This window comes from Amycolatopsis sp. NPDC102389, from assembly GCF_044765885.1.
In the GTDB taxonomy this organism is placed as follows: Bacteria; Actinomycetota; Actinomycetes; order Mycobacteriales; family Pseudonocardiaceae; genus Amycolatopsis.
Genome location: NZ_JBIWKX010000009.1, coordinates 140,152 through 166,805, shown reverse-complemented (window position 1 = coordinate 166,805; position 26,654 = coordinate 140,152). Strand labels below are relative to the sequence as shown.

23 protein-coding genes are annotated in these 26,654 nt (G+C 69.0%); 5 read left to right on the top strand and 18 right to left on the bottom strand.

The genetic code is table 11. The annotated features are described in order from the left end of the window. Positions 1–21: 21 nt before the first annotated feature. The 5 genes from ruvX to ACIRGA_RS11270 form a co-directional block, all read right to left on the bottom strand. A complete protein-coding gene (gene ruvX, locus ACIRGA_RS11290) occupies positions 22–525 on the bottom strand; it encodes a Holliday junction resolvase RuvX (RefSeq protein ID WP_400939407.1) in 504 nt (167 codons plus the stop codon). Next, a complete protein-coding gene (alaS, locus tag ACIRGA_RS11285; RefSeq protein WP_400939405.1) occupies positions 518–3,181 on the bottom strand; it encodes an alanine--tRNA ligase in 2,664 nt (887 codons plus the stop codon). The genes ruvX and alaS overlap by 8 nt, the downstream gene beginning before the upstream one ends. A gap of 100 nt (positions 3,182–3,281) precedes the next feature. Next, positions 3,282–3,590 (bottom strand): hypothetical protein, encoded by a 309-nt coding sequence (locus ACIRGA_RS11280; protein WP_360127082.1) that lies wholly within the window; start codon positions 3,588–3,590, stop codon positions 3,282–3,284. Continuing rightward, the gene (locus ACIRGA_RS11275; protein WP_007031187.1) at positions 3,587–3,985 is read right to left on the bottom strand and encodes a DUF948 domain-containing protein; all 399 of its coding nucleotides are present in this window, start codon (positions 3,983–3,985) and stop codon (positions 3,587–3,589) included. Before ACIRGA_RS11275 ends, ACIRGA_RS11280 begins: the two co-directional genes overlap by 4 nt. Before the next feature lie 130 nt (positions 3,986–4,115). Beyond that, complete coding sequence (locus ACIRGA_RS11270; protein WP_400939403.1) at positions 4,116–4,598, bottom strand: hypothetical protein; 483 nt, start codon at positions 4,596–4,598, stop codon at positions 4,116–4,118. 132 nt (positions 4,599–4,730) lie between these two features. Here ACIRGA_RS11270 and ACIRGA_RS11265 point away from each other — a divergent pair, with 132 nt between their 5' ends. From ACIRGA_RS11265 to ACIRGA_RS11250, 4 genes are all read left to right on the top strand, one after another. Continuing rightward, complete coding sequence (locus tag ACIRGA_RS11265) at positions 4,731–6,809, top strand: phosphocholine-specific phospholipase C (protein WP_400939400.1); 2,079 nt, start codon at positions 4,731–4,733, stop codon at positions 6,807–6,809. Between the two features lie 640 nt (positions 6,810–7,449). Next, positions 7,450–8,136 (top strand): VOC family protein, encoded by a 687-nt coding sequence (locus ACIRGA_RS11260; RefSeq protein ID WP_400939397.1) that lies wholly within the window; start codon positions 7,450–7,452, stop codon positions 8,134–8,136. Between the two features lie 9 nt (positions 8,137–8,145). After that, positions 8,146–9,225 (top strand): hypothetical protein, encoded by a 1,080-nt coding sequence (locus tag ACIRGA_RS11255; protein ID WP_400939394.1) that lies wholly within the window; start codon positions 8,146–8,148, stop codon positions 9,223–9,225. A 125-nt stretch (positions 9,226–9,350) separates the two neighbouring features. Continuing rightward, positions 9,351–11,729 carry a chitinase C-terminal domain-containing protein gene (locus ACIRGA_RS11250; RefSeq protein WP_400939391.1) on the top strand — a complete coding sequence of 793 codons (2,379 nt, stop codon included), beginning with the start codon at positions 9,351–9,353 and terminating at the stop codon, positions 11,727–11,729. A 78-nt stretch (positions 11,730–11,807) separates the two neighbouring features. Here ACIRGA_RS11250 and ACIRGA_RS11245 read toward each other — a convergent pair whose 3' ends face one another. The 11 genes from ACIRGA_RS11245 to ACIRGA_RS11195 all read right to left on the bottom strand — a co-directional run bounded on the left by ACIRGA_RS11245 (position 11,808) and on the right by ACIRGA_RS11195 (position 22,623). Beyond that, a complete protein-coding gene (locus tag ACIRGA_RS11245) occupies positions 11,808–12,386 on the bottom strand; it encodes a 1,2-dihydroxy-3-keto-5-methylthiopentene dioxygenase (RefSeq protein WP_400939388.1) in 579 nt (192 codons plus the stop codon). Next, on the bottom strand, positions 12,383–13,015 hold the full coding sequence (mtnB, locus tag ACIRGA_RS11240) for a methylthioribulose 1-phosphate dehydratase (RefSeq protein ID WP_400939385.1): 633 nt from the start codon (positions 13,013–13,015) through the stop codon (positions 12,383–12,385). Before mtnB ends, ACIRGA_RS11245 begins: the two co-directional genes overlap by 4 nt. Further along, a complete protein-coding gene (gene mtnC, locus ACIRGA_RS11235; protein WP_400939382.1) occupies positions 13,015–13,728 on the bottom strand; it encodes an acireductone synthase in 714 nt (237 codons plus the stop codon). The genes mtnB and mtnC overlap by 1 nt, the downstream gene beginning before the upstream one ends. Further along, entirely contained in the window at positions 13,725–14,735 is a 1,011-nt protein-coding gene (locus ACIRGA_RS11230; protein WP_400939456.1) for a s-methyl-5-thioribose-1-phosphate isomerase, read from the bottom strand. The genes mtnC and ACIRGA_RS11230 overlap by 4 nt, the downstream gene beginning before the upstream one ends. Continuing rightward, positions 14,735–15,865, bottom strand: a complete 1,131-nt coding sequence (locus ACIRGA_RS11225; protein ID WP_400939380.1) for an acyl-CoA dehydrogenase family protein — start codon at positions 15,863–15,865, stop codon at positions 14,735–14,737. Before ACIRGA_RS11225 ends, ACIRGA_RS11230 begins: the two co-directional genes overlap by 1 nt. Further along, positions 15,862–16,590: a nucleoside phosphorylase gene (locus tag ACIRGA_RS11220; protein WP_400939377.1), complete on the bottom strand. Its 729-nt coding sequence runs from the start codon at positions 16,588–16,590 to the stop codon at positions 15,862–15,864. Before ACIRGA_RS11220 ends, ACIRGA_RS11225 begins: the two co-directional genes overlap by 4 nt. Further along, positions 16,587–17,444 carry an ABC transporter permease gene (locus tag ACIRGA_RS11215; RefSeq protein WP_400939375.1) on the bottom strand — a complete coding sequence of 286 codons (858 nt, stop codon included), beginning with the start codon at positions 17,442–17,444 and terminating at the stop codon, positions 16,587–16,589. The genes ACIRGA_RS11220 and ACIRGA_RS11215 overlap by 4 nt, the downstream gene beginning before the upstream one ends. After that, positions 17,441–18,445, bottom strand: a complete 1,005-nt coding sequence (locus tag ACIRGA_RS11210; RefSeq protein WP_400939373.1) for an ABC transporter permease — start codon at positions 18,443–18,445, stop codon at positions 17,441–17,443. Before ACIRGA_RS11210 ends, ACIRGA_RS11215 begins: the two co-directional genes overlap by 4 nt. Beyond that, a complete protein-coding gene (locus ACIRGA_RS11205; RefSeq protein ID WP_400939370.1) occupies positions 18,442–19,959 on the bottom strand; it encodes an ABC transporter ATP-binding protein in 1,518 nt (505 codons plus the stop codon). The genes ACIRGA_RS11210 and ACIRGA_RS11205 overlap by 4 nt, the downstream gene beginning before the upstream one ends. Then, complete coding sequence (locus tag ACIRGA_RS11200; RefSeq protein WP_400939368.1) at positions 19,940–20,977, bottom strand: BMP family ABC transporter substrate-binding protein; 1,038 nt, start codon at positions 20,975–20,977, stop codon at positions 19,940–19,942. The genes ACIRGA_RS11205 and ACIRGA_RS11200 overlap by 20 nt, the downstream gene beginning before the upstream one ends. 68 nt (positions 20,978–21,045) lie before the next feature. Further along, positions 21,046–22,623 (bottom strand): purple acid phosphatase family protein, encoded by a 1,578-nt coding sequence (locus ACIRGA_RS11195; protein ID WP_400939366.1) that lies wholly within the window; start codon positions 22,621–22,623, stop codon positions 21,046–21,048. Positions 22,624–22,888: 265 nt separating this feature from the next. Between ACIRGA_RS11195 and ACIRGA_RS11190 the strand changes: the two genes are divergently transcribed. Continuing rightward, positions 22,889–24,142: a DUF222 domain-containing protein gene (locus ACIRGA_RS11190; RefSeq protein WP_400939364.1), complete on the top strand. Its 1,254-nt coding sequence runs from the start codon at positions 22,889–22,891 to the stop codon at positions 24,140–24,142. Between the two features lie 249 nt (positions 24,143–24,391). Here the strand turns inward: ACIRGA_RS11190 and ACIRGA_RS11185 are convergent, their stop codons facing one another. After that, entirely contained in the window at positions 24,392–25,759 is a 1,368-nt protein-coding gene (locus ACIRGA_RS11185; RefSeq protein ID WP_400939361.1) for a replication-associated recombination protein A, read from the bottom strand. Positions 25,760–25,802: 43 nt separating this feature from the next. Further along, positions 25,803–26,651: an SGNH/GDSL hydrolase family protein gene (locus ACIRGA_RS11180; RefSeq protein WP_400939359.1), complete on the bottom strand. Its 849-nt coding sequence runs from the start codon at positions 26,649–26,651 to the stop codon at positions 25,803–25,805. Positions 26,652–26,654 lie beyond the last annotated feature (3 nt).

Here is a 26,654-nt window from a genome sequence, read left to right as displayed (position 1 = left end):
CGGGCCGGCCGTGGGGCTCGGTCATGTATCGCCCTTCCGTGCGCGATGTGCCGCTACCGCGTCGATCCACGCCTGCAGGATCTCGACCGCGGCCGCCTGATCGACGACGGCACGTTGCTTACGTCCCTTCACCCCACGCTGCGACAGCATCCTGGATGCCGTCACCGTGGTCAACCGCTCGTCGGCCAGTCGCACCGGCACCGGCGCGACCCTGGCGGCGACCTTTTCGGCATAGTCCAGCGCCGCTTCGGCCGCCGGGCCATGACGGTCCTTCAGCGTCCTCGGCAAGCCGACGACGACTTCGACCACGTCGTGTTCCGTGACGAGTTCGACGAGCCGGTCGACGTCCTTGTCGCCCGCCGCGTCGCGAGTGAGGGTAACGAGCGGGCTCGCGAGGATGGGGTCGGGATCGCTGAGCGCGATCCCGACCCGGACGGATCCGACATCCACCCCGAGTCGCCTGCCGCGCCCCGGATCGGACTCCCCTGGCCGATCCGGGCGCCGCTGAGGGGCGTCGTCAGCCAACTTGGGCGACCGCCGCGCGCAGGGAGGCGATGGCCTGTTCGGCGCCGGCCGGGTTGGTGCCCCCGCCCTGGGCCATGTCCGGCTTGCCGCCGCCACGGCCGCCGATCGCCTCGGCGAACGACGGGACGAGCTTGCCCGCCGCGACGCCCTTCTCCTGCGCCGCCTTCGTGGTGGCGACGACGAAGGCGATCTTTTCGCCCTGCGGGGCGAACAGCGCGACGATGCCGGGCTTGGCGCCGAGCCTGCCGCGGATGTCCGAAGCCAGCGCGCGCAGGCCGTTCGAGTCGACGCCTTCGCCGAGCTTCTCCGCGACGACCGCGATCCCGCCGATGTCCTCGGCCTTGTCCGCGAGCGAACCCGCCGAGCCGAGCACCTGCTGGGTGCGCAGCTGCTCGATCTCCTTCTCGGCGTTCTTGAGCCGGGTGAGCACGTCGTCGATCCGCGACGGCAGCTGCTCCGAGGGCACCTTGAAGGTGCTCGCGAGCTGCGAGACGAGCAGCTGCTCCTTGCGGACGTACTTGAGCGCGTCCGTGCCGACGAGCGCCTCGACGCGGTGCACACCGGAACCGATGGACGAGTCGCCCACGAGCTTCACCAGGCCGAGCTGGCCGATGCGGTCGACGTGGGTGCCACCGCAGAGCTCGCGGGAGTACTCGCCCATGTCGACGACGCGGACGTCGTTGCCGTACTTCTCGCCGAACAGCGCGACCGCGCCCAGTTCGAGGGCCTTGTCCTTCGTGGTGACGAAGGTGTTCACCTCGACGTTGGTCTGGAGGTAGTCGTTGACCTCCTCCTCGACCTCGGTCAGCACGTCGGCCGAGACCCCGCCGGAGGTGGTGAAGTCGAACCGCATCCGGCCCGGCGAGTTCAGCGAACCGGCCTGCGCCGCGCGTTTGCCGTACGCGCCGCGCACGGCCGCGTGGACCAGGTGCGTCGCGGAGTGCGACCGCTCGATCGACAGGCGGCGGTGCTGGTCGACCGAACCGGTCAGCGCGGTGCCGATGGCGATCTCGCCGTCGAGCACCTCGACGCGGTGCACGAACAGGCCCGGCACGATCTTCTGCACGTCGTGGACCTTGAGCTCGACGCCGTCGCCGAGCAGCACGCCGGTGTCGGCGACCTGGCCACCGCTCTCGGCGTAGAACGGCGTGCGGTCCAGGACCAGCTCCGCCTTCTTGCCCGCGCCCACGCTGCGGACGGGGACGCCGTCTTCGAGCAGCGCGACGACCTTCGCTTCGGCCTGCAGGTCGGTGTAGCCGAGGAACTCGGTCTCGCCGTGCTGCTCCAGCACCTTGCGGTACTCGGACAGGTCGCCGTGACCGGTCTTGCGCGACGCCGCGTCGGCCTTCGCGCGCTGCCGCTGCTCGTTCATGAGCGTGCGGAAACCCTCTTCGTCGACGGCCAGGCCCTGCTCGGACGCCATCTCCAGGGTCAGGTCGATCGGGAAGCCGTAGGTGTCGTGCAGCTGGAACGCCTTGTCACCGGCCAGCAGCGAACCACCGGACCGCTTGGTCTCCTCGGCCGCGAGGTCGAAGATGCGCGAGCCGCTGGTGAGCGTGGAGAGGAACGCCTCCTCCTCGACGCGTACGACGTCCTCGATGCGGTCGAAACCGGACACCAGCTCGGGGTACGTCGGGCCCATCGTGTCGCGGACGACCGCGGCGAAGGCGGGCAGCACCGGCTCGTGCACGCCGAGCAGGCGCGCGGAGCGGATGATGCGGCGCAGCAGACGGCGCAGCACGTAGCCGCGGCCGTCGTTGCCCGGCGTGACGCCGTCGCCGATGAGCAGGACACCGGTGCGGGCGTGGTCGGCGATGACGCGGAAACGGACGTCGTCGGTGTGGTCGCTGCCGTAGCGGCGGCCGGAGAACTCCTCGGCGCGGCCGATCACCGGGCGGACGAGGTCGGTCTCGTAGACGTTCTCGACCCCCTGCAGGATGGTCGCGACCCGCTCGACACCCATGCCGGTGTCGATGTTCTTCTTCGGCAGCTCACCGATCGGCTTGTGGCCGTGCTTCGGGCTCTTGTCGCCCCGCACGTCCTGCATGAAGACGAGGTTCCAGATCTCGATGTAGCGGTCCTCGTCGGCGACCGGGCCGCCCTCGCGGCCGTAGTCCGGGCCACGGTCGTAGTAGATCTCCGAGCACGGGCCGCCGGGACCGGGCACGCCCATGTCCCAGTAGTTGTCCTTGCCGTCACGGGACTGGATGCGCTCGCCGGGCAGGCCGGTGAGCTTCTTCCACAGGCCCGCCGCCTCGGCGTCGTCCTCGTAGACGGTCGCCCAGATCCGCGCCGGGTCGAGGCCGTAGCCGCCTTCGCTCTGGGGCTTGGTGATCAGCTCCCAGGCCGCCTCGATGGCGCCTTCCTTGAAGTAGTCGCCGAAGGAGAAGTTCCCGGCCATCTGGAAGAAGGTGTTGTGCCGCGTGGTCTTGCCGACCTCGTCGATGTCCGGCGTGCGGACGCATTTCTGGACGCTGGTCGCGCGCGGGTACGGCGGCGGGGCCTCGCCGAGGAAGTACGGCTTGAACTGGACCATGCCGGCGTTGACGAACAGCAGGTTCGGGTCGTCGAGGATCAGCGGCGCGCTCGGGACACGCGTATGTCCCTTGTTCTCGAAATGGCTCAGAAAACGCTGGGTGATTTCGTGTGTTTCCACGGGATCGTCCTTGTATACGGGCTCGCGCGAAGGGCGCTGGGAATGCGGACAGGCGGGAACGGCGGGGGGCTGGGATCTTCCGGTCGCGGACGCGACCCGATCAGCCCTCCGCCCGGCGAGCTCGCCGGACCGGGCGCCGCGACTGCGCCGCGTGCCTGCCCTCGGTCACGGGGGCCGTGCTCAAGCCGCTCCGTTCGGACACCATGTCGTGCAGCTCCTGTTCCCGTTCGCTCATCCCGGCGCGGACCTCCGCGCCGAACGAACCGACGGCGCCCGCGAGTTCCCGCACGGCGTCGCCCAGGTTCGAGGCTAACCCCGCCGGCGTGGCCTGGCGAGCGGTTTCCGTCGCTTTGCGTGACAGGGCGACGCCGGCGACCACGCCGACGCCGAGCCAGAAAAGGCGCTTCATTTGCGGCCCCGCTTCTTCGCCGGGCGGGAGGCTTTCGCCTCCGCCTTCTTCCGGCGGGCCTTGATGGCCTTGCTGAGGCCGTAGGACAGCGCGGCCGTCTTCACCAGCGGTCCGCCCAGCGTCGCGGTGAACACCGACGACAGCGCGGACACGTTGCCGGACACGGCCTGCGCGTTGGCGGTGATGCCGTCGACCCGCTCCAGCTGCGTGTTGACGTGCGTGATCGTCTCGTTCGCGCCGATCAGCAGCGGGTCGGTGTTCTCGTGCGCCTTGCGGATGGCGATCGTGGCCTCGTCCAGGGTCCGGCCGAGCTTGAACAGCACGATCGCCAGCAGCACGACGAGTACGACGAATGCTCCTGCGGCGATCAGCGCGGCGATCTGCCCTGCCGACACGGGCCCTCCTCAAGGGTCTGCGGTCTTTGGTGCCCGTGAGGTTACCGCCCCGCTGCCCGTTCGGCGGTGTCACCCCGCCCGACGGTCACTCACCGCAGTGGCGTCACGACGAACCGGGCAGAACCGGACGTCAGCGCCCGCTCTTGGGCGGCGTGGTCCTCGCCTTCCTGGGCGGGTCGTCGTGCCCGCGGCCGTTGCCGCGGTCTCCGCCCGGCTGCGGGGAGCCGTCGGAGGCCCGGGTGTCCGGCCGGTCGGGCCAGGACGTCGCCCGGTCCGGAGCGGGTTTGGCGCCAGTGCTCGACGTTTCGCGAACCGGCTCCGGCGCTCCCCGCGATTCCGGCGGCGAAACCGTTCGCGGCTCGCCCGGCGTCGTCGTGGGCGGCGGCGTCGTGGGCGGCGTTGCCGATGGCGGAGGCGGCGGGGTCTCGGGCGACTGGGGTGTCGTCTGTGGCGCGGGGATCGACAGGGGGCCCTGCGCGGTGGGCAGGTCCGGCACGCCGGAGAGCGCGACGAGCAGGAGGGCTCCGTAACAAGCGGCGCCGCCGACACTGATCGCGGCCCGGCGGACGACGACGCGACGACCGCCACCGTGTTCTGCGAACACCTGTTTCACGAGGCTCCCCCACCGTCGTTTCGTCGTGCTGCCCGAAATCGCGGATCGACGTCGTGTCACCATCCGGCTTCCGACTCCGAGTCGACCTGTTCGGTTCTTGTCGCGTTCATATTACTGGGTCAAGGTTCCGGCATGCCTGAACTGTCACGTCGTACGTTGCTGGGCGCCACCGGCGCCGCGGCCGCCACCACGCTTCTCCCGCCGTCCGTCCACGCCGCGATGGCCGAACCCATGCGCCGGGGCGGGCTCGACGCCATCGAGCACGTGATCGTGCTGATGCAGGAGAACCGGTCGTTCGATCACTACTATGGCAGCCTGCGCGGTGTCCGGGGCTTCTCCGACACCCATCCCCTGGAACTGCCGTCGGGGAGATCGGTGTTCGAGCAGCCGAATCCCGCCGGTGGCACGGTGCTGCCGTTCTCGGTACGCAAGGCGGCCGAACTCGCCGGCCGGAACACGGACGACATCCAGTACCTCGGCGACCTCGACCACAGCTGGAACGGCAGCGGCAAGGCTTGGGCGCGCGGCTGGAACAACGGCTGGATCGCGGCGAAGACACCCGCCACCATGACCTACTACGAGCGCCGCGACATCGCGCTCCAGTACGAACTCGCGGACACCTTCACCATCTGCGACGCCTACCACTGCTCGATCTTCGGCTCCACCAACCCGAACCGGAACTTCCTGTGGACCGGGACGACGGGATTCGAGCCGGGCGGCACGACCAACCGCGCGGTCACGAACGCGGCGTACTCCTACGACCACCAGGGCTACGACTGGACGACGTACCCGGAGCGCCTCGAAGCCGCCGGAGTGCCGTGGCAGATCTATCAGGAGTGGGACAACTTCACCGACAACGCCGTCGAGTACTTCGTGCCGTTCAAGAAGGTCGGCACGAAGATCCTCGCTTCGGTCGAGGAGAAGTTCCGCACCACCGAGGAGTTCTACGACGCGCTGCCCAAGAAGACCGCCGAGGAGCGCGCGAAACTGCTGGCGCAGTTCGACGCCGGGGTCGCCAAGCTGACGCCCGCCGAGCGGAATCTGTTCAAGAAGGCCATGTACCGCAGCGAACCGGAGACGCTGGTGACCCGGCTCAAGGCAGACATCCAGGCGCGGCGCCTGCCCGCGGTCAGCTGGCTGGTGCCGTCCGCGAAGGACTCCGAGCACCCCGGCGCGTCCACTCCGGTCGGCAGCGCGAACCTGATCTACCGCGTGCTCGACGCGCTGGCGTCCGACCGTGAGACATGGTCCAAAACGGTGCTGCTGATCAATTTCGACGAGAACGACGGCTATTTCGACCATGTCCCGCCGCCGATTCCGCCCGGGAACGCGGCGAACGACGCGGACCATTTCAACGGCCAGCCGCTCGGTTTCGGCCCGCGTGTGCCGATGACGGTCGTCTCGCCGTGGTCGATCGGCGGCAACGTCGACTCCACCGTGTACGACCACACCTCGGTGCTGCGGTTCCTCGAACGCTGGACCGGGATCGCCGAGCCGAACATCAGCAAGTGGCGGCGGACCGTCGCGGGCGACCTCACCGGCGCCTTCGACTTCTCGCGCGCCGGACGTCAGCCGCGGGTGAACCGGCCCGGCCCGGTGCCCGCGCCGATCAGCCGCTGGCGGCCGTCCGCCCCGGCGGAGCAGAGCCTGCCCGTGGCCGAACCCGGCAACCGGCCGTCCCGGCCGCTGCCGTACCAGGTGTCGGTGTCCGGCGCGGTCGACAAGTCGGGGAATCTGGCGCTTGCGCTGGCCAACAGCGGCTCGGCGTCGGCGCATTTCGCGCTGTACCCGTACAAGGGCGAGTTCGCCGAGCCCGCGCACCGCGACGTCCGCGGCGAGGCGCCGGAACTCGTGCGGCTTGCCGGTGACGAATACCGCGTCGTCGTGCAGGGGCCGAACCGGTCGTGGTGGGAACTGCGCGGAAACCGTCGCGGGGCCGCCGCGGGTGTCGATGTCCGGACGCGGTTCCAGACGTGGCGTTCGGGCGTCGAGTTCAAGCTGTCCAACTCGGGCACTTCGGCGTTGACGCTGCGGCTGTCGTCTTCACGGCTCACGCGGGTCGTGCGAGTCGGAGCGGGACGTTCGGTCACGGTGGACTGGCCGGTTTCCGGCGGCTGGTACGACGTGAAGGTCACCGCGGACGGGGATCCGTCGTTCCTGCGGACGCTGACCGCGCGAGTCGAGAACGGGCGGCCCGGCGTCTCCTGCTGATCGTTGGCGTGAAGGCCTCCTTCCCTACCCTGAGGGTAGGGAAGGAGGCCTTCACTTATTGAGGGGTACGTCAAATACGGCGCGCCGCGCACTCTTAGCGGCCTGGGTCCGCGCTGACCGACGTGGGCCGACTACGCGATGAGTGTCCATAAGGGACACTTTTCGAGCTGCAAGTGCCCGGTTTGGGCAGTCTGCACGGTTTCACAAGAGGGTCGTGAGTGACAAAGAGCGTTCTAACCCTCATTATCACTCACGACCCCGAACAGAATCGTACATATAGATATAAATCGGACACTCAGCAGGTGAAAAGTATCCTTTGTGGACATTCAGTGGCGCTTTGACGTCAGCGAAGAGGACCCGCGCCACGTTTGACTTACCCCTCAAATACTTTTCGAGGGGCAAGGTCCTCCACCGCCCAGAAGAGACACCCGGCCTGCCCCGCGTGCTCGATATCCCGATACGGAGCTTTGTGGAGGGGTCGTGAGTGATGCCGGCGAGCGGGGAGGATTTCGGACGTTGGATGTCCGAAATCCTCCCCGCTCGGCATGCCCACCACTGGCGCGCCCGCGAACACGGCATGTTTGGCTCCCTCCACGACAAATCGGTTGCGTGGGGGTCGCCGGCGTTTCTAGCGTCAGCTATGACCGTCACCTTGCAAGCGCTGGGTATCGCCGCGCACGACCCACGAGTCCTGACGCGTTTCTGGGCGGGTCTCCTCGGCTGGGAAACCGACGGCGACACCCTGATCCCGAACGACGACACCGGATTCCGGCTCAGGTTCGTGCCGACGGCGGAACCGAAGACCCGCCAGAACCAGATGCATTTCGACCTGACGAGCGAGTCCCTTGAGGATCAACGGCGGACGGTCGCGAAAGCCCTCGAACTCGGCGGCAGGCATACCGACGTCGGCCAACTCCCGGAAGAGGAACACGTCGTCCTCGCCGATCCGGAGGGCAACGAGTTCTGCGTCATCGAGCCGGGTAACGGTTTCCTCACCGGATGTGGTTTCGTCGGCGCCATCGCGAGCGACGGCTCGCAGGAGGTCGGCTACTTCTGGAGCAACGCGCTCGGCTGGCCGCTGGTGTGGGATCAGGACCAGGAGACCGCGATCCGGTCGCCGCACGGAGGCCCGAAGATCACCTGGGGCGGTCCGCCGTTCACTCCGAAGACCGGACGCAACCGGCTCCATTTCGTTCTGCACGGCCCGCTTTCGGAAGTCGAGCGGCTTGTCACTCTCGGCGCGACCCGGCTCGGTACCGGCAGGGACGGTCAGGCGGAGATGGCGGATCCCGACGGGAACGAGTTTTCTGTCGTACTGACCGGATAGCCTCCGCGGATGGACATGAGAGCCGTCGCCGACGCCCTCGTCGCGGGAAAAGGCGTCAGCACCTGGGATCTGCGGGAAACCGGGCCGGACGACCTTCTCGAATTGCGTGAAATCCGGCGAACGGGGAATCAGGCGCTGCGTAACGCGGCACTCACCCTGCTGTTCGGTCTGGGCGGCCCGGACGCGCTCGGCGAACACGACCTCGCGCTCGTCCGGCGCCTGATCCGGAGCAGGCTCGCCGTCGAGGTTCCGGTCGCGATGCGGTACTGCGAGTTCTGGTACGCCATCCGGACCGGCGACCAGGCCGCGGTGCTCGACGCGTTCGGCCTGTCCGATCCAGAGCCGGTGACCATGTCGCTCGGCGCCGAAATCTGGCGGCAGCACCATGACGGCTTCGGGCATCAACAGTGTGCCCGGGTCTACGTCAGTCCGGCGCTCGATGGATGGACGTTCGTGTTCGGCCGGGCGTCGGACGATCTGCACCCCGCGGACGTCACCGAAGAAAGCACCTGGAGCATCGAGCCTCGCGAGCACTATCAGGCCATGCTCGCGAACGAGAAGGTCCGGCGCGACGTCGATCGGGAGCGCTGCGTCGCTTTGAGCCGCCGATTCGGTGAGGCGCATAACTACTACCGCAGCCATGGCGACTCCATGACATCTTGGTGCGTCGCCGAAAAAGGCGAACTGATCCGCTTCTACGCCAACGCCGCACCGGAGGAATCGGTCGGCGAACTCGCGGCCGAGAACGGTTACCTGCTCCCCCACGAGGACACCCCATTGCCCGAAGGCTGGGCCGACGACATCCCGCATACCGATGATCCCTTGGACTGGCAACGGGAATTCGTCCGCCGCCACCGTCGCCTCAAGGCGGAACTCGATCTCCCGGACCACTGCGACGCGGACACGATCGCCGAAGCGCTTTCGGTGCACCCCGGCAAGGTCGGCCCGCGCACCCGCGTCGAAGGACACGGGGTCATAGCACTCACCAGATGTGGCAGGCGGTATGGCCATCCGCGAACTCTGCTGCGGGGCCTGACTTACACCCCGGCACCGGAACGGTCCTCACTTCTCGACGAGGACCGGACCTGACGAACCACAGGTACGCCCCGCCGTACGGCACAGGATGGAAATTGGTCTACACCTATTGACGCACGCCAGGTCGGCGGCTCAAGCTGCTGTGACCGAGGGCCATCTTCCACTGTCGGAGGTTCGGCGTGCCAAGGAGAACCAGGAAACTACTCCCCCTGCTGGCGTCGCTCATCACGCTGGCCGGACTCATGATCGTCGTCATCAGCCCCTCCACGTCGAGCGCGGCAGGCCACGAGGACTGCCGCCCCGACGGGCTGTACCGGACACCCGGCGTCGACACCCCCTACTGCACCGTCTACGACACGAACGGCCGGGAATCCCTGGGAGAAGGGCATTCCCGCCGGGTGATCGGCTACTTCACCAGCTGGCGCACCGGAAAGAACGGCGCGCCCGCGTATCTGGCGAGCAACATCCCGTGGACCAAGGTCACCCACCTCAACTACGCGTTCGCGCATGTGGACGCGCAGAACAAGGTGTCGGTCGGTGACCCGGGCCCGAACAACGAGTCCATCGGTATGGAATGGCCGGGCGTGCCCGGCGCGGAGATGGATCCTTCGTTGCCCTACAAGGGGCATTTCAACCTGCTGAACAAGTACAAGAAGCAGTACCCGAACGTGAAGACCCTGGTGTCGATCGGCGGCTGGGCCGAGACCGGCGGATTCCTGAACCCGGACGGCACGCGCAACGCGTCGGGCGGGTTCTACAAGATGACGCAAAGCCAGGCGAGTATCGACACCTTCGCGGATTCCGTCGTGAAGTTCCTGCGTGACTACGGATTCAACGGCGCGGACATCGACTACGAATACGCGACGTCGGCGAACTACGCCGGGAACCCGGACGACTACTGGATCGCGCAGTCCAACCGGGGCACTCTCTGGGCGGGCTACGAGAACCTGATGCGCACGCTGCGCCAGAAGATCGACCAGGCGGGCGCCGCCGACGGCAAGCACTACCTGCTTACCGCGGCCGTCCCCGCGTCCGGCTGGCTGCTGCGCGGCCAGGAGGTCTACGGCGTCACGCAGTATCTCGACTACGCCAACATGATGAGCTACGACCTGCACGGCGCGTGGAACCACTTCGCCGGGCCGAACGCGGCGCTCTACGACAACGGCAAGGACGCGGAACTCGCGCACTGGCAGGTGTACACGACACCGCAGTACGACGGGCAAGGCTATCTCAACACCGACTGGGCGTATCACTATTTCCGCGGCGCCATGCAGGCGGGCCGGATCAACATCGGTGTCGGGTTCTACACCCGGGGCTGGCAAGGCGTGTCCGGCGGGACGAACGGCCTGTGGGGCACCGCACCGCTCCCTGATCAGAAACAGTGTCCACCGGGGACCGGATCCCAGGTCGGCTCGACCGTGCCGTGCGGCAACGGCGCGATCGGCATCGACAACCTCTGGCACGACATGAGCATGACGGGCGCCGAGGTACCGGCGGGCGCGAACCCCATGTGGCACGCGAAGAACCTCGAGAACGAGATCACCCCGGACTACCTGGAGAAGTACGGGCTGGACCCGAAGAACAACCCGAAGGACCGGCTCTCCGGCTCCTACAACAGGTTCTACGACAACACGATGGTGACACCGTGGCTGTGGAACAACGACAAGAAGGTGTTCCTGTCCACTGAGGACGAAGAGTCGCTCGCCACGAAGGCCAAGTACGTGGCCGACAAGGGCATCGGCGGCATCATGATCTGGGAACTGGCGGGCGACTACGCCTTCGACAGCGCCAAGGGCCAGTACTTCATGGGCGACACGCTGATCACGAAGATCAACGACGGCCTGCGCGGCGCGGCCCCGTACGGCAACTCGAAGTCGTCGCGTCCCGCGCCGTCTTCGGTGCTGAACGCGAACGTCAACCTGACCGGATTCGCGCTGGGCGACGCGAACTATCCGATCACCCCGCGGATGCGCGTCACCAACAATTCGACCACCACCATCCCCAGTGGGACGAAGATCGAGTTCGACTACGGCACGAGCGCGCCCGGCAGCATGTCCGACCAGTCGGGCTTCGGCCTGACGGTCACGAGCAAGGGCCACAGCGGGCCCAACTCCGGCGGGATGAAGGGAGACTTCCAGCACGTCGCGGTGACCGTGCCGACCTGGCAGACCATCGCCCCGGGGGCCACGATCGAGATCCGGCTGAACTACTACATGCCGATCGCCTCGCCGTCGAACTTCACGTTCACCTTCGGCGGGACGACCTACGCGATCGCGTCGGACAACCCGCGTGGCGGCGGTGCTCCGCCGACGACCACGACCACACCGACGACGGGAACCACGACCACGACCACCAGTCCGACCACCACGACCCGGACGACCACCACCACCCCGACGACGACCACCACGGTGCCGTCCGACGCCTGGAAGCCGAACGTCGACTACGCCACCGGCGCCCGGGTGACCTACAACGGCGCGGCTTACGTATGCCGGCAGGGTCACCGCTCCCTGCCCGGCTGGGAGCCGCCGAACGTGCCTGCCCTCTGGTCCCCCGCCTGACAGACCCGGCAGCGCGCGAAGGCTCGTGAGTGGTAAGGGCGGTTCTGACCGCCCTTACCACTCACGAGACCAAAACGCTCAGTAACGCCCCGCGGTCAACTCGTCGAACCCCGGGAAGTCCCCCGCCAGCGTCGCGCCGGTGAAGTTGCCGACCCACCCGCCGTCGTCGTGGAAGAACCGGATGGACACGTAGTCGGGCCGCGTCCCCATGTCGAACCAGTGCGTGGTGTTCGCGGGCACGCTCAGCAGATCCCCCGCCTCGCACAGCACCGCGTACACCTTGCCCCCGACATGCAGATAGAACACACCGGACCCGCGCGCGAAGAAGCGGTCTTCGTCGTCGTCGTGGGTGTGTTCGGCGAGGAACTTCTGCCGGGCTTCGGCGGCTTCGGCCGCCCAGCCGGGCTCGTCGGACGGGGTCATGCGGACGGCGTCCACGAACGTGTAGCCCTCGGCCGCCGAGACCTTGCCGATCGGCTCCTCATAGGCGGCCAGCACCTGCTCGGGCGTCACTTCCCGCGGCAGGCCGGGCACGAGGTCCCACCGTTCGAACCGGACACCCAGCCGCCCCAGTTCCCCGGTGATCACGGCCGGATCCTCGGTCCTGAGCGCGATCTCACCGGGCCGGTCGTCCGGCCACACGGTCAGCAAGGTCATCGCACTCCCCTTTCTTCCCTCACGAGTCTCGTCTCTACCCGGAACCGGAGCAACCACTCCAAACATTCCAGGCGATGACGCGCGTGGCGCAGGTCATCCCCCCAGACGTAGATCCCGTGCCGCGCGACGATCACCGCGGGCGTGTCCGCCCGGAACCCCGCCTCGAACGCGTCACCGAGGACACGCATGTCCTGCCCGTTGGCGATCACCGGGATCGTCACCAGGTCGTCGTGCGCGGCTCGGCCGAAACCCTTGAGCATCTCCAGGTCCCGCAGCTCGACGCCGTCCGGCCAGTGCTCGGCGGCCACCACCGGGGCGAGCGCGTGCACGTGGATCACCGCGCCCGCGCCCGACACCGCCGCGATCCGGGCGTGCAGGCCCGCCTCGGCCGAGGGCACTTTGTCCGGATGCGGCTGGTCGGCGACGGCGAGGCCGTCCTCGCCGACCACCACGACGTCGTCGCTGGTCAGCTCACCCTTGTCCCGTCCACTGACGGTGACGGCGACCCGCAGCGGATCGCGGCCGAGCACCACCGAGAGATTGCCGGACGTGCCCCGCATCCAGCCCAGCCCGGCGAACCGCGCGGACTCTTCGGCGAGTGCGCGTCCGGCCAGCTCCAGCACACTCATCAAGGGACGACCTTGATCTCGTCGAACGTCCGGATCGTCCGGTGTGTCCCGAAGTCCGCGTCGCCGAACGGCTCACCCTCGCGGGCGAGGCCGACGGTCTGCCAGCCGTCGGCGGCGGCCCCGTCGAGTTCGGCCGGGACATCGGAGAAGAACACGATGTCCCCCGGCTCGGCCTCCAGCGCGGAGGCGATCGCGCGGTACGACGGCGCCTCGCGCTTCGGCCCGGCGTTGACGGTGTCGAAATGCTTTTCGAACAGGCCGGTGACGTCGCCGTCGGTGGTCCGCGAGAACGAAGCGATCTGCCCGGCGACCGAACCGGACGAGAACACCGCGAGCCGCAGCCCCGATTCGTGCCACGACCGCAGGGCCGGGGCGACGTCGCCGAAGAACTCCGTCGTGAGGTCGCCGTCGGCGTACCCGCGCTGCCAGATGAGGCCCTGCAACGTCTTCAGCGGCGCGATCTTCTGGTCGGCGTCCATCCAGCCGTGCAGCACCCGCACGACGTCCACTGTGGACGCGTCCGCCGGGAGCCCGCCGAGTTCCTTGATCCAGGCGACGGCGCCGGCGACTTCGGGGTCGCCGGCGTGCTCGTCGATCCACGGGCCCAGCCGGGGACGCGCGTAGTCGTAGAGGGTCACGTGCACGTAGCTGGTGGCGGTCAGCGTGCCCTCGATGTCGAGGACCACCCAACGGGCGGTCAGCGTTGCGGTCACTGGTTCGCTTCCCCTTCTGTGTAGTACTCGCGGAGCCGTCCGGGTTCGAAGGCCCCGCGGTCGGTCACCACCGCGGTCACGAATCGCGGTGGTGTCACGTCGAAAGCCGGGTAGTGCCCACGGACGCGTTCGCTCGCGACGCGGTGACCGAGCACGCTCAGCACCTCGTCGCCGTCGCGGTATTCGATCGGCACGTCGGCGCCGGTCGGTGCCGCCTGGTCCGGCGCCTGGACCATCGCGTGGAACGGCACTCCGAACGCGTCCGCCGCCACCGCGAGCCCCAGGGTGCCGATCTTGTTGACGACGTGGCCGTCCATGGTGACCCGGTCGGCCGCGGTCACCAGCGCGCCGACCTCACCGGAGGACAGCACCGCGGCCCCCATCCCGTCGGTGATCAGCCGCGTGTCCGCGCCCATCTCGGCGAGCGTCTCGGCGGTCAGCCGCGCGCCCTGCAGGTACGGCCGGGTTTCCGTGCAGAGAAAGGAGAATTCCTTACCCTGCCGTCGCGCGGCCAGGACGAATTCGACGAGGTACAGGTCGGCCCAGCAATGGGTCAGCACGGTCGCCCCGTCCGGCACCAACGCGGCCGCGTGCTCGCCAAGCGCGCGGCTGCGCGACCGGTACAACTCGTCACCCGCTCGCGCTCCGGCCATCGCGGCTTCGACGAGGTCTCCTGCCGATTTGTCCACTTCGGACAGTACGGCGGCCACGGCCTTGCGCAGATGGTTGTTGGTCTCGCGGGTCGCGACGATCCGCTCCCCCGCCCGCTCCAGGTAGGCGCGAGGGTCCGCGGACCCGGACGCCTCGCGCGCGGCGAGCACCATCGCGCCCAGTGCGGCGAAATACGGGCCTGAGGACTGCGTGACCATGTCCTCGATGGCCACCGCCACCTCTTCCGAAGTGCGGCACAGCACCCAGTTCCGTTCGAACGGGAAGACCCGGCGGTCGAGGATGTGCACGCCTTCGCCGTCGAGGCGGACGCTTTCGGCGAGGATCGGCGGCGTCATCAGCTGTACCCCGAAAGGCACGGCGGGATCCCATTGAGGAAGTGGTCGCCGACCTCGCGCGCCTTGTAGGTCACGGGATCGTGCAGCGTCAAGGTGCGGGCGTTGCGCCAAAAACGGTCGAAGCCGTACTTCGTCGCCGTGGCCCGCGCACCGGTGAACTCGAAGACCTTGCTCGTGGTCTCGACGGCGGCCCGGCTCGCGACGATCTTCGCCAACGAGATGGCGATCGCCGCTTCGGCGCGCTCGGCCGGGGTCAGCTCGAACCCGCGCTCGTCGGCCTCGCCGAGGGCGGCAACCGCTGCGTCGACGGCGAATCCGGCCGCCCGAGCCGTCGCGACCAGCTCACCGTAACCGGCCAGTGTGTACGGATCCTGGGTCGCTTTGTCCACATCGGACAGTGTCCAGGGACGGGCGGTCTCCCGCGTGTAGACGGCCGCGGCGTCGAGCGCCCCGAAAGCGAGACCGACGTACACCTGCGCCAGCATGAGCTGGAAGCCGATCGCCGCCAGGGAGATGCGGGGCACCTTCGGATCCGACTGGTCTTCCGGCTGGGCGCCGAGCACGTCGTCCTTGTCGATACGGACGGCCTCGAACCGCACGGCGCCGCTCGCGGTGAGCCGCTGGCCGATGTTGTCCCAGTCGCCGGGGAAGGTGATCCCGTCGGCCCGCGCGTCGACGACGAACGTCAGCTTGTCGCCGTTGTCCGTCCTGGTCGCGCTGACCACCAGGCGGTCGGCGACGGCCGCCCCGGTGGCGAAGGTCTTGGTGCCCTCGACGGTGAATCCGCCGTCGATCGGGGTCAAGAGCAGGGCCGCGTCGAGCGGGTTGCTCACGCCCGCCCAGAACCAGCCCGGTTCGCTCGCCGCCCGCGGCCCGAACAGGCCGGTCCGCCACAGCTGCAGGTAGTGGTACCCGAGCAGATGCCCGACCGACGCGTCCGCGGCGGAGACGATCCGGGTGGCCTCGTTCGCGGCCGCCCAGCCGGCGGTGTCGAGCAGCGGCAAGAGCCCGGACTCGCGCACCAAGCCGACTTCGTGGACCGGGAGACGTCCGGCGAGGTCCCGCTCGGCCGCGTCCGCCGCCAGGGTGCTCGCCAGTTCGAGAGCCGCCTTACGCCACACTTCGGTCATTCCGCCCCTTCCACGTCGATGAGCGCGTCCAGCGCCACGCGGGTCGCCCTCGCCACTCCGGCGGCCACGACGTCGCGATGCGGGTCGTAGGCCGACGGGTCGGGGTGCTCGGGCCGCGCGTCGCCGTCGATCACGAGCACACCACCGGCCCGCAGGCCGCGCAATGCCGCGAACACCAGCAGCGTGGAGAGTTCCATCTCAATGGCGATCACCCGCGCGGCCAGGTACTCGGCCATCGGGAGGGTGAGCACCAGCGGGCTGAACGCGGCCCGCGTCCACACCACGCCCCGGTGCGCCTCCGGTGCCTCGCGGCTCAGCGCCACGACGACTTCCGGAGTGGCGAACGCCGGGTACTCGGGGTGGATCAGCTGCTGGGTGACCCCGTCGTCGCGGACCGCCGCCTCGGCGATGACGAGATCGCCGTCGGTGATCCCCTCGGCCAGCGAACCGGCCGTGCCGAGCCGGAGGAACGTGCGGACACCCGCCTCGGCCAGCTCACCGAACTGGCACAACGCACCAGGTCCGCCGACGCCGTGCGAGGACACGACGACCGGGACGCCCTTCCAGGTGCCCGTGTAGCTGCGGTACTCGCGGTTCTGCCCGACGAGGACGGCGTCCTCGAGCGACTCGGCCACCGCCGTCGCGCGGTCCGGATCGCCCACCACGAGGGCGCGCGGCGGCAGTCCGTGCCGGGGGATCTTGGTGATGGGCAGGACGTCGCTCACGCGGGCTGTCCCTTCTTGCGTTTCAGGTTGGACAGGAACAGCGCCACGAGCGTGACGACATAGGGAGCGGCGTCGGTGGCCTGCTGCGGCAATCCGATGCCCTGCAACCGGAAGCCGAACGCCTCGGCGAGGCCGAACAGCAGCGCCGCGAGGAGCACCCCGAGCGGATGCGCGCGGCCCAGCATGACCGCCACGACGGCGATCCAGCCGCGACCCGCGGTCATGTTCTCGGCGAAGAGGGTCACCGACCCCAGCGCCAGTTGCGCGCCGCCGAGACCGCACAGCGCTCCCCCGGCGAGGATCACCCCGTAGCGGTATTTCGTCACGTTGACGCCGAGACTGGACGCCGCCCCCGGACGCTCGCCGACCCCGCGTAGCCGCAGGCCCCACGGATGGCGATAGAGCAGGACCGCGAGCCCGGGCACGGCCAGCCAGGACAGGTAGACCAGCAACGACTGCCCGGGGATCGGCCCGAACTGGCCCAGCCCTTGCAACGAGGGGTCGCTGAAGGAACCTTCGGTGCCGAAGACGGTGCGGATGAGAAAGCTCGTCAGGCCGACCGCGAGCAGGTTGCTCGCGACGCCCAGCACGATCGGATCGCCGTCGAAGGTGATCGAACCGATCGCGAGGATCAGCGAGTACGCCGTCGCCGCGATCACCGCCACGACGACGCCGATCCAGGCGCTGCCGGTGTACCAGCTCCCGGCGACCGCGCCGAAACAACCGACCAGCAGGGATCCTTCGAGGGAGATGTTGAAGACCCCGGCCCGCTGGCACAGCGCGCCCGCGAGCGCCGCGAACAGGATCGGCGTCAGCGCGGTGAGCGCCGAGGAGAACAGGCTCGCGTCGATCATGCCCGCCTCCCCTTCCGCTTGAAGACCCCCGAGGTGGCCGCGAGGAAGATGATCAGCACCGCCTGCAGGACCGCGGTCAGTTCGCGCGGGACCTGGGTGGCGCGTTCCATCGCGAACCCGCCGCTGGTCAGCGCCGCGAAGAAGACCGCCGCGAGCAGCGTCCCGAGCGGGCTGGCCCCGGCGAGCAGCGCCGCGAGCAGGCCGATCCAGGTGTACTGCGGCGTGATCAGCGCGCCGTCGATGAACCGGTACGGAAAGCCGAGAACGGCGATCGCGCCGACCAGCCCGGCCGTCCCGCCGGACGCGGCGAGCAGCCGCAGCGTGAGTTTCGGCCGGTCGATCCCGGCGTAGGCGGCGAATCGCGGTGCCCAGCCGGTCACCTTGGTCTCGAAACCGGCGGGCGTCCGGGCGTCGATCACCGTGTGGACCGCGATGACCGCGACCACCAGGAAGATCCCGGTCGTCACGCCGTCGATTTCGGGCAACCGCGCGCTTTCGGGCAGTTGCGGGCTCTGCGGCAGGCTGGATCCGGCGTCCTTCAACGGGAACCGCACCAGATACCCGGCGAGCGACATCGCCGGATAGCTCAGCAGCAGCGTGCTGATCAGCAGCGGGACGCCGAGCCGGTTCTCGCAGACCGCGGCCAGCGCGGCGTACGCGGCTCCGGCGAGGATGCCCGCGAGCAGCGCGAGGATCACCTTGACCGGCCCGGGGCCGGGCACGTACAGGCCGACGGCGAGCGCACTGACCGCACCGAGCACCAGCTGTCCCTCGCCGCCGAGGTTCACCATGCCGGCGCGCAACGGGATCGCGAGCGCGGTCGCCATCCCCGCGACGGGGACGGCGTAAGCGAGGGTGTCGCCGATGCCGTCGGGGCCGAACGCGCCGGAGACGATCGCGCCGTAGGCGGCCAGCGGATCGGTTCCGGTGGCCAGCAACAGGATCGCGCCGAGGACGAGCGCCGCGGCGACCGGGACGGCGATGAGGCGGACGCGGGTCATCCGGCACCTCCCGCCATCGCGAGGCCGACCGTGTGCTGATCGGCCTCGTCCTTGGCGAACTCCGCGACGATCCGGCCCTCGAACAGCACCAGCACGCGGTCCGACAACGCGAGGATCTCGCTGAGCTCGGCGGAGATCAGCAGGACCGCGTGCCCGGCGTCGCGATGGGCGACGAGCCGGGCGTGGATGTTCTCGATCGCGCCGACGTCGACGCCGCGGGTGGGCTGCTCGACCAGCAGGAACGGCGCGTCGTGGGTGAGCTCGCGGCCGAAGATCGCTTTCTGCTGGTTGCCGCCGGACAGCGTGCCCATCGCGGCGGCGGGGCCGGACGCTCGGACGTCGTAGTCCTCGATGATCGCCGACGCGTGGTCGTCGATCGCCTTGCGGCGCAGGAATCCCTTGCGCACCAAGGGAAGCTTGCGATGGAAACCGACGGCCAGGTTCTCGCGGAGGCTCGCCGTGGGCGCCGAGCCGACCTCGGCACGGTCTTCCGGGACGTGGGCGAGCCCGGCGTCCCTCCGCGCGCGCACCGACAGCCCGTCGAGGTTCTGTCCTTTGAGGACGATGGTGCCGCTGGTCTTCCGCAGGCCGGTGATGGCGGTGGAAAGCTCGGCTTGCCCGTTGCCCGCGACCCCGGCCACGCCGACGATCTCCCCCGCACGCACGGTCAGAGAAACGTTCTCCAGCAACGGCTTTCCTTCCGTACCGGGAACGGACAGGGAACGGGCTTCGAGGACGGTGTCGCCGGGCGACCCGGGCGGGTGGACGCGGTCGAGGTCGACCACACGTCCCGTCATCGCCGCGGCCAGCCCGGCGGCCGTCTGGTCCGCGGTACGCCCGCGCGCGGTGACGCGGCCGTCCCTCAGCACCGTGACGTGGTCGCTGACGGCGAGGACTTCCTGGAGTTTGTGCGACACCAGCAGGATCGTGCGGCCCTCGGCGGCGAGGGTACGCAGGACGACGAACAGCCGCTCGGTCTCGGGCGGGGTCAGCACGGCGGTCGGTTCGTCGAGGATCAGCACGCCGGCCTCGCGGTACAGCAGTTTGAGGATCTCGACGCGCTGGCGGAGCCCGACCGGCAGGTCACGGACCCGGTCGCCGGGCCGCAGCCGCAGTTCGTGCCGTTCGATCAGCTCGGTGACGCGGGCCGTCGCCGCCTTGCGGTCCAGCAGGCCGCGGCGGGTCGGTTCGCTGCCGAACACGACGTTCTCGGTGACGGTGAGCTCGCCGAACAGCGCGAAACCCTGCTGCACCATGCCGACACCGGCGTCGATGGCCTGCGCGGGCGAGCCGAAGGAGACTTCCTCGCCGTGCAAGGAGATCGTGCCCTCGTCGGGCCGGTGCAGACCGTAGAGCACGGACATGAGCGTCGACTTGCCCGCGCCGTTCTCACCCATCAAGGCGTGGATCTCGCCTTTGCCGACGTCGAGGTCCACCTGGTCGTTCGCGAGCACTCCGGGGAACCGCTTGACGATCCCCCGGAGTGAGACGGCGTCAGGATTTGGCGGGGTCATCGACGACGATCGCGCCCGAGATGATCTGGTCCCGCAGTTCGCCGACCTTGGCCAGCACGTCGGGGTGGGTCGCCACGACGCACTGCGAGGTCGCCGCGTCCGGCTCCAGCCCGGTCAGGGAGATGCCCTTCTCCTTGACGCCGTAGGACTTCGTCTCGCCGGTCTTGCCGCCGAGGATCGCGTCGACTCCGTCGCCGATGACGACGTTGGTGCGCTTGATGACGTTGTCCACGACCTGGCCGGGGCTCGCCGGGCACTGGTTGGCGTCGACGCCGAACGCGAAGAACCCGCCCTGCTTGGCCGCCTCGAACACGCCGAGGTTGCCCGCCGCGGAGGCCGCGCCCATGACGTGGTCGACCCCCTGGCCGGCGAGCGTGGTGGCCAGCGCCTTCGCGCGGGCCGGGTCGTTGAACGGGTTCGAGCCGCCGATGAACAGCGGGGCGAGGGTGGTGCCGGGCTTGGCCTTCTCCGCGCCCTGCCCGAACGGGATCGAGTACCGGCGGAACTGGGGCGCGTCGAGCACGACGACCGCGCCGACCTTGCCGCTCTTGCTCAGCAGCCCGGCTTCGGCGCCGGCGAGGTAGCTGCCCTCGTGCTCACGGAACACCGCGCAGGTGACGTTCGGGAACGGTTTGGTGGTGCAGGAATCCACGAACAGGAACTTCTGCTCGGGGTTGCGCTCGGCCTCGGCCGCGATCGCGTCGGCGAAGTTGAAGCCGACGGCGACGATCACGGCGGGCTTCTCGCGCACGGCGGCCGCGAGGTTCTGCTGGATCGAGGCCGGATCGGTGCTCTGGTAGACCTTCTGCGTCCCGTTGTGTTTCTTGGCCGAGTCCTCGATGCCCTGGACGGCGAGTTTGAGGAAGTCGTTGACGCCGACCGGGCTCGGCGTGATCAGGACCAGCGCGGGTCCGGCGGCGTTCTGGGCGGCCGGATCCTTGGCCGAGGCGTTGCACGCGGCGAGGAGCGTGACGGCGGAAACGGCCATGACGGCCCGCAGGAGGGTTCTCGGCGACATGTCCCGGACTGTATGTCTCCGGTCCACGATATGGCACCGAGTCCCACCATGCGGGCGCGTGTAGGTCGTTATACGTCGCCCGCATCCGCCCCGAGCACGGTCGCGTGCCGCGAACGGTGGAGGCCGGCGGTGCGGCGCAGGGTGAACCGGTCGATCTCGGCGCCGTCGTTGCGCAGGGTCCGCACGGTCAGCGTCGTCCGGCGGCCGGGCCAGGCCGGCTCGACGTCGATCGCGAGGAACGAGTATCCGGTGTAGCGCACCCGCGACCACGAAACGGTCTCGGTCACCTTCTCGCGGCCCTTGACCCAGTGATAGGACTGGAACTCCCCCGCGAATGTGTCGGGCACGGGGAAACTGTAGAGACTCTTCCCGCCACCACCGCAGGTCGCGTAAACGGTGCCGTCGCGGTCCGGCTCGACGGTGTCGCCGATCTTGACCTCGCGGGTCACCTTGCCACCGCGCAGGGCGTCGGTGCGTTCGTAGATGTGGTTGTGCCCGTTGATCACGAGGTCGACCCGGAACTCGTCGAACAACGGGACCCACTGCTCGCGAACGCCGCCCTCGGACGCGTGCTGGTTGGTCGTCGAGTAGGCGCAGTGATGGAAGAACACCACGACGAAGTCGACGTCCGGCTGCGACCGCAGATACCGCAGGCGGCGCTTGAGCCACGCGGTCTGGGAGCCATGCGAGTAGCCGAGGTTGGCCGGGATTTCGTAGGAGACGTCGTTGGCGTCGAGCGAGATCACGCCGACGTTGCCGTAGATGAAGGAGTACACGCTGGGACAATCGTGCGGGCCGCCGCCGGGGAAGTCCCAGCGCTTGACCTGGCCGCCATAGCCGTCGGGCGAGTAGAGGGCTTCCATGTCGTGGTTGCCGGTGGTGACCATCCACGGCACCGACGCGGCGACACCCTCGATCTGGCGGTAATAGGCGTCCCAGACCTTGGGGTCGAAGAGGTCGTGATCCGCGTCGGGCTTGGACCCGGGCGGCTTGCCCGCACCACTCGGATCGGCGTACGCGATGTCGCCCGCCAGCAGGTGGAAGCGCGGGTTCTGCCGCGCGACGGCACCGTCCTGCGCGAGCGCCGTCGTCGAAACCCCCTGGTCGCCGAACGCGGTGAAAGTGAACTTGCCCGCCGGAACACCCCGGACGGGCGCGGTGGTGAACGTCGAGATCGCGGCGGGCCCGCCGTCGCCCGACGCCGGGTCGAATCCCTCGTGCCCGACGGCGTAGCGGTATGTGCGGCCGGGCCAGAGGTGATCAGCCTCGGCGTGCAGGTAGTACTGGTCGTACGGCGCGATGACCCCGGCGACCTCCGAATGCAGCGCGCGGACCTCGGCCGGGATCCGATGACTCCAGCCGCCGTGCTCGTCGGCGATGCGCAGGAACGGCTTCCGCACCGGCGCCGGCACCTGCCACGCGACCCGCATCGACGTCCGCGGGTTCCGGCCGAACGCGAGATGCCGCCCCACCGGGACGACCTTGTCGCCGTCGGCGTACGCGGTGCCCTGCAAGAGAAGCGGCCCGGCCGCGAGGAGGGCGCCGGTTCCCTTGAGCATCGTGCGGCGACTGAGGTACTCGTGTTGTTCGGCCATCGTGAGGCGCGAGGCCAGCGCGTCGGGAACACCGACCCTGGGGATTTCCATGCGCCGGATACTCGCCGACGGACATGTTCGGCTCGCGACGGTGAGACTAACGGAAGTGGGCGAGCTGTCCAGGGTGGGATCAAGGGGTTCTCAAGCGGGTTTTACCTTTCGCATTCAGTCGACTAATTGCGCCGACTAATTGCGCCATGCTTTCTTTGCGTGGCCACCTTGCGAGCTATCATCACCCTTTAGTGTTGTTAGCTAAGTTCGCTCGTCGCTTAAAATTACGAACACATGTTCGACATGGTTGCGGTATTATTGAGGGGTGTCCGAGACCTTCCTCCCCGAACTGCCGCAGGAACTGTGGCGTGCTGGCAAGCTGGAGCTTGCCCAGGGCGTGCAGCAGTCCCTGCAGGTGATCAGGATGGCGACTGCTGCTTTGGGGCAGTTTCTGGCGGAGATCGAGTCTCGGGGCGCGAAAGACTTGTACGGGTACGGTCGGACGGCTGCCTGGTTCGCCGATATAGCGGGATTGTCGGCCGCTGAGGCGAGTGCCGTGGTCAAACGGGCCCTTGCTCTGAACCCCACCCGTGCGTTGGACGGCACGGAGGTTCCCGCCGTGGCTCCCGCGACCGCCGCGGTCGCCGCCGAGGGGTTGGTCGGGGATGAGCGGATCGATCAGATCCTGGAGATCTTGAAGAGACTTCCCGCCGACACCTCTGCCGAGGATCGGGAGAGCGCGGAGAAGATCCTCGCCAACCTCGCCCCGCACGCCGGTCCCCGCCAACTCGCCGACGCCGAAGTGAACCTGCTGGGCTGGCTCGACCCGGACGGCAACGAGCCCAAGGATCCCGAGCCGAAGGAACCACGCCGGGAAATTACCCTGGAACGCCGCAAAGACGGGTTCTGGAAACTCACCGGTCTCCTCGACGACGAGACCGGCGCCCGCACCGCTGCCGTCCTCGAGGCCTACGCCCAACCGCGCCCGGTCGACGAATTCGGCCAAGCAGACCTGCGGATGAAATGCGAACGCATGGGAGACGCCTGGGTCGACGTTCTCGATCTGGCGATCGCCTGCCCGGACCAGCCCGGCACCAGCGGCTACCGCACCCTCCTGCACGTCACCATCGGACTCGACGAACTCAAATCAGGTCTCGGGACCGCGTGTCTGGATTTCGTCGGGACGATGACCGCGCGGGAAGCGCGGCTCGCGGCCTGCGACTGCCTGATGCTCCCGGTGGTGATGAGCTCCGCTGGGGAACCCCTCGACGTGGGTCGGCTGAGACGGTTCGTCACCCCCGGCCAGCGACGCGCGTTGAACATCCGCGACGGTGGTTGCGCGTTCCCCGGGTGTCATCGGAAGCCCAAGAATTGCCACGCTCATCACATTCATCACTGGGTAGACGGCGGGCCGACGGATCTGCGGAACCTCGTGCTGCTGTGCGGTTTCCACCATAGGTTGATTCATCATGGTGATTGGGAAGTACGGATGGCGGCCGATGGGTTACCGGAGTTCATCCCGCCTCAGTATCGGGACCCGCTCCGAAAACCCCGGCGCAACACCCTGCACCGAGTTTGACCTGAGGAGCCCGTCGGCCACGCCGGCGACGGGCCCCTCGTCATGCCCGGCACCGGCGACCGTGTGGATTTCAGGTCATCCAACGCACCAAAATCCACACAGTCCTCACCAGCGGCCCGATCACGACCAAAAGACCGGCACTCGCCCGACCGCGCGAAGTACCCGTCGGTCGGCTTGGCCGCCCGGCAGGATCCCCTCTCCGCCGCGTCCAAGTCGCGCTGATCATCCCGGGATTGCGCCGAACGCCGACTACCGCTCTCCCCGGACGGTCCGCCGCAGCTTCGGAACCCGCTCGTACAACGTCCGCTCCGCGCCACGCTGTGTCGGCTCGTAGTAGTCCCGCCCCACCAGCTCATCCGGCGGATACTGTTGCGCCAGAACACCTTCCGGCACTTTTTGCGGATGCCGGTAGCCCTTCGCGTTGCCGAGCTTCTCCGCGCCCGCGTAGTGCCCGTCGCGCAGATGCGGCGGCACCGTCCCGATCCGCCCGGACCGGACGTCGCTCAGCGCGGCGTCGATACCGGTGATGACGGCGTTCGACTTCGGTGCCGTCGCCAGGTGCACGGTCGCCTGCGCCAGCGCGAGACGGCCTTCCGGCATGCCGATGAACTGCACGGCGTGCGCCGCCGCGACGGCCGATTGCAGTGCCGTCGGATCGGCCATGCCGATGTCCTCGCTCGCGTGCACGACCAGGCGCCTGGCCAGGAACCGCGGATCCTCCCCCGCCTCGATCATCCGCGCCAGGTAGTGCAACGCGGCGTCCACATCGGACCCGCGGATCGATTTGATGAACGCGCTGATGACGTCGTAGTGCTGATCGCCGTCGCGGTCGTAGCGTACCGCCGCTTTGTCCACTGTGGACTCGACGATGGCGAGATCGATCGTCTTGGCCTCGGTGGCGCTCGCCGCGTCGGCGGCCGCTTCCAGTGCGGTGAGCGCTCGCCGCGCGTCGCCGGAGGCCAGCCGCACCAGATGCGCCCGCGCGTCCTCGGTCAGGGTGAGTTCGCCGCCGAGACCGCGTTCGTCGGCCAGCGCGCGCTCGATCAGCGCGACGATGTCCGCGTCGGTCAGCGGCCGCAACTGGAGCACCAGCGACCGCGAGAGCAGCGGCGAGACGACGGAGAACGACGGGTTCTCCGTCGTGGCGGCCACCAGCAGCACCGTCCGGTCCTCCACCGCGCCGAGCAGGGCGTCCTGCTGGGTCTTCGAGAACCGGTGGACTTCGTCGATGAACAACACGGTGTTCTCGGCGTTGTAGTTCCGGCGGCGGCGGGCTTCCTCGATGACCCCGCGCACCTCCTTCACCCCGGCCGACAGCGCCGACATCGCCACGAACCGGCGGCCGGTCGCGGCCGAGACCAGGTTCGCCAGCGTGGTCTTGCCCGTCCCCGGCGGGCCGTAGAGCAGCACGGAAGCGGGAGCCGCGCCTTCCACGAGCCGCCGCAGCGGCGCGCCCTCGCGCAGCAGGTGCTGCTGGCCGACGACCTCGTCGAGCGACCGCGGCCGCATCCGCACCGCCAGCGGCGAGCCCGCCGGTACGGCGGTCTCCCTCGGCTCGGCCTGCTCCGGCGGCGGCGCGAGGTCGGGGTTCACGGTGAAGAGTTCGTCCTGTGCCACGGTGTCGACGGTAGCCGTACCCACCGACGGTTCCGGCCACAGGTCAGCGCAGCCGCTCCCGGAACGCGTGCCACATGATCACGGCCGCGTACGGCACGAACTCGCGGCCGCGCCGCCACACCCACGGAATGCCCTTGAGCACCAGCCAGCCGACGTGCCCGGCAGTACTCGGCTCCACGCCTCCCGAGCAGGTCAGGCTGACCGGCCGCGGCACCGCGAACCCGGCCTCGGCGAGCCGCTCGGTGAATCCGGTCGCCAGCATCCGGTGCCCGAGTTCCGACGGATGCAGCCGGTCGACGCTCCACGCGGTGAGGTCGTAGGCGCCGGGCAGCAGTTCGAGGTCGAGACACGGCACGCCCTCACGTTCGACGACCCCGTCGATGGCGGCGTTCAGTTCTGCCACCCGCTGGCTCAACGCCCGCCGCAGCGACTGCGGGAGGCGGAACACCTTCCCGTGGTCGTGGTAGCGCACCGGGACCACGACGGTGCCGACGGCGGCCAGCGAACGGATCACCTCGGTGAGGTCCGCGGCGATCTTCTCGGCGCTGAAGTCGGGGCGCAGCGTGTCGTTCATGCCCGCCACCACCAGGGCGACGTCCGGCCGGTGCGCGACGGCCTCAGGAAGCTGCTTCGTCAGCACGCAGCCCATACGCGCCCCGGTGAACGACGGGTTCAGGTAGCCGCCCGGCTCGATACCGAGCGCCTCGGCGACGAGCGGGCCGACCCCGCGCCAGCCGCCCCGGTCCGGCAGCGGGTCGCCGAGGCCCACGGCCGTGGAATCGCCGAGCACGACCAGTCTGCGAGCGGACCGCGGGACGGCCGGTGCGGAAGGGAGGAGGGGTTCGGGACTCGGGGTGACTTCGACACTGATCACGGTCACGGTAGCCACCATCGG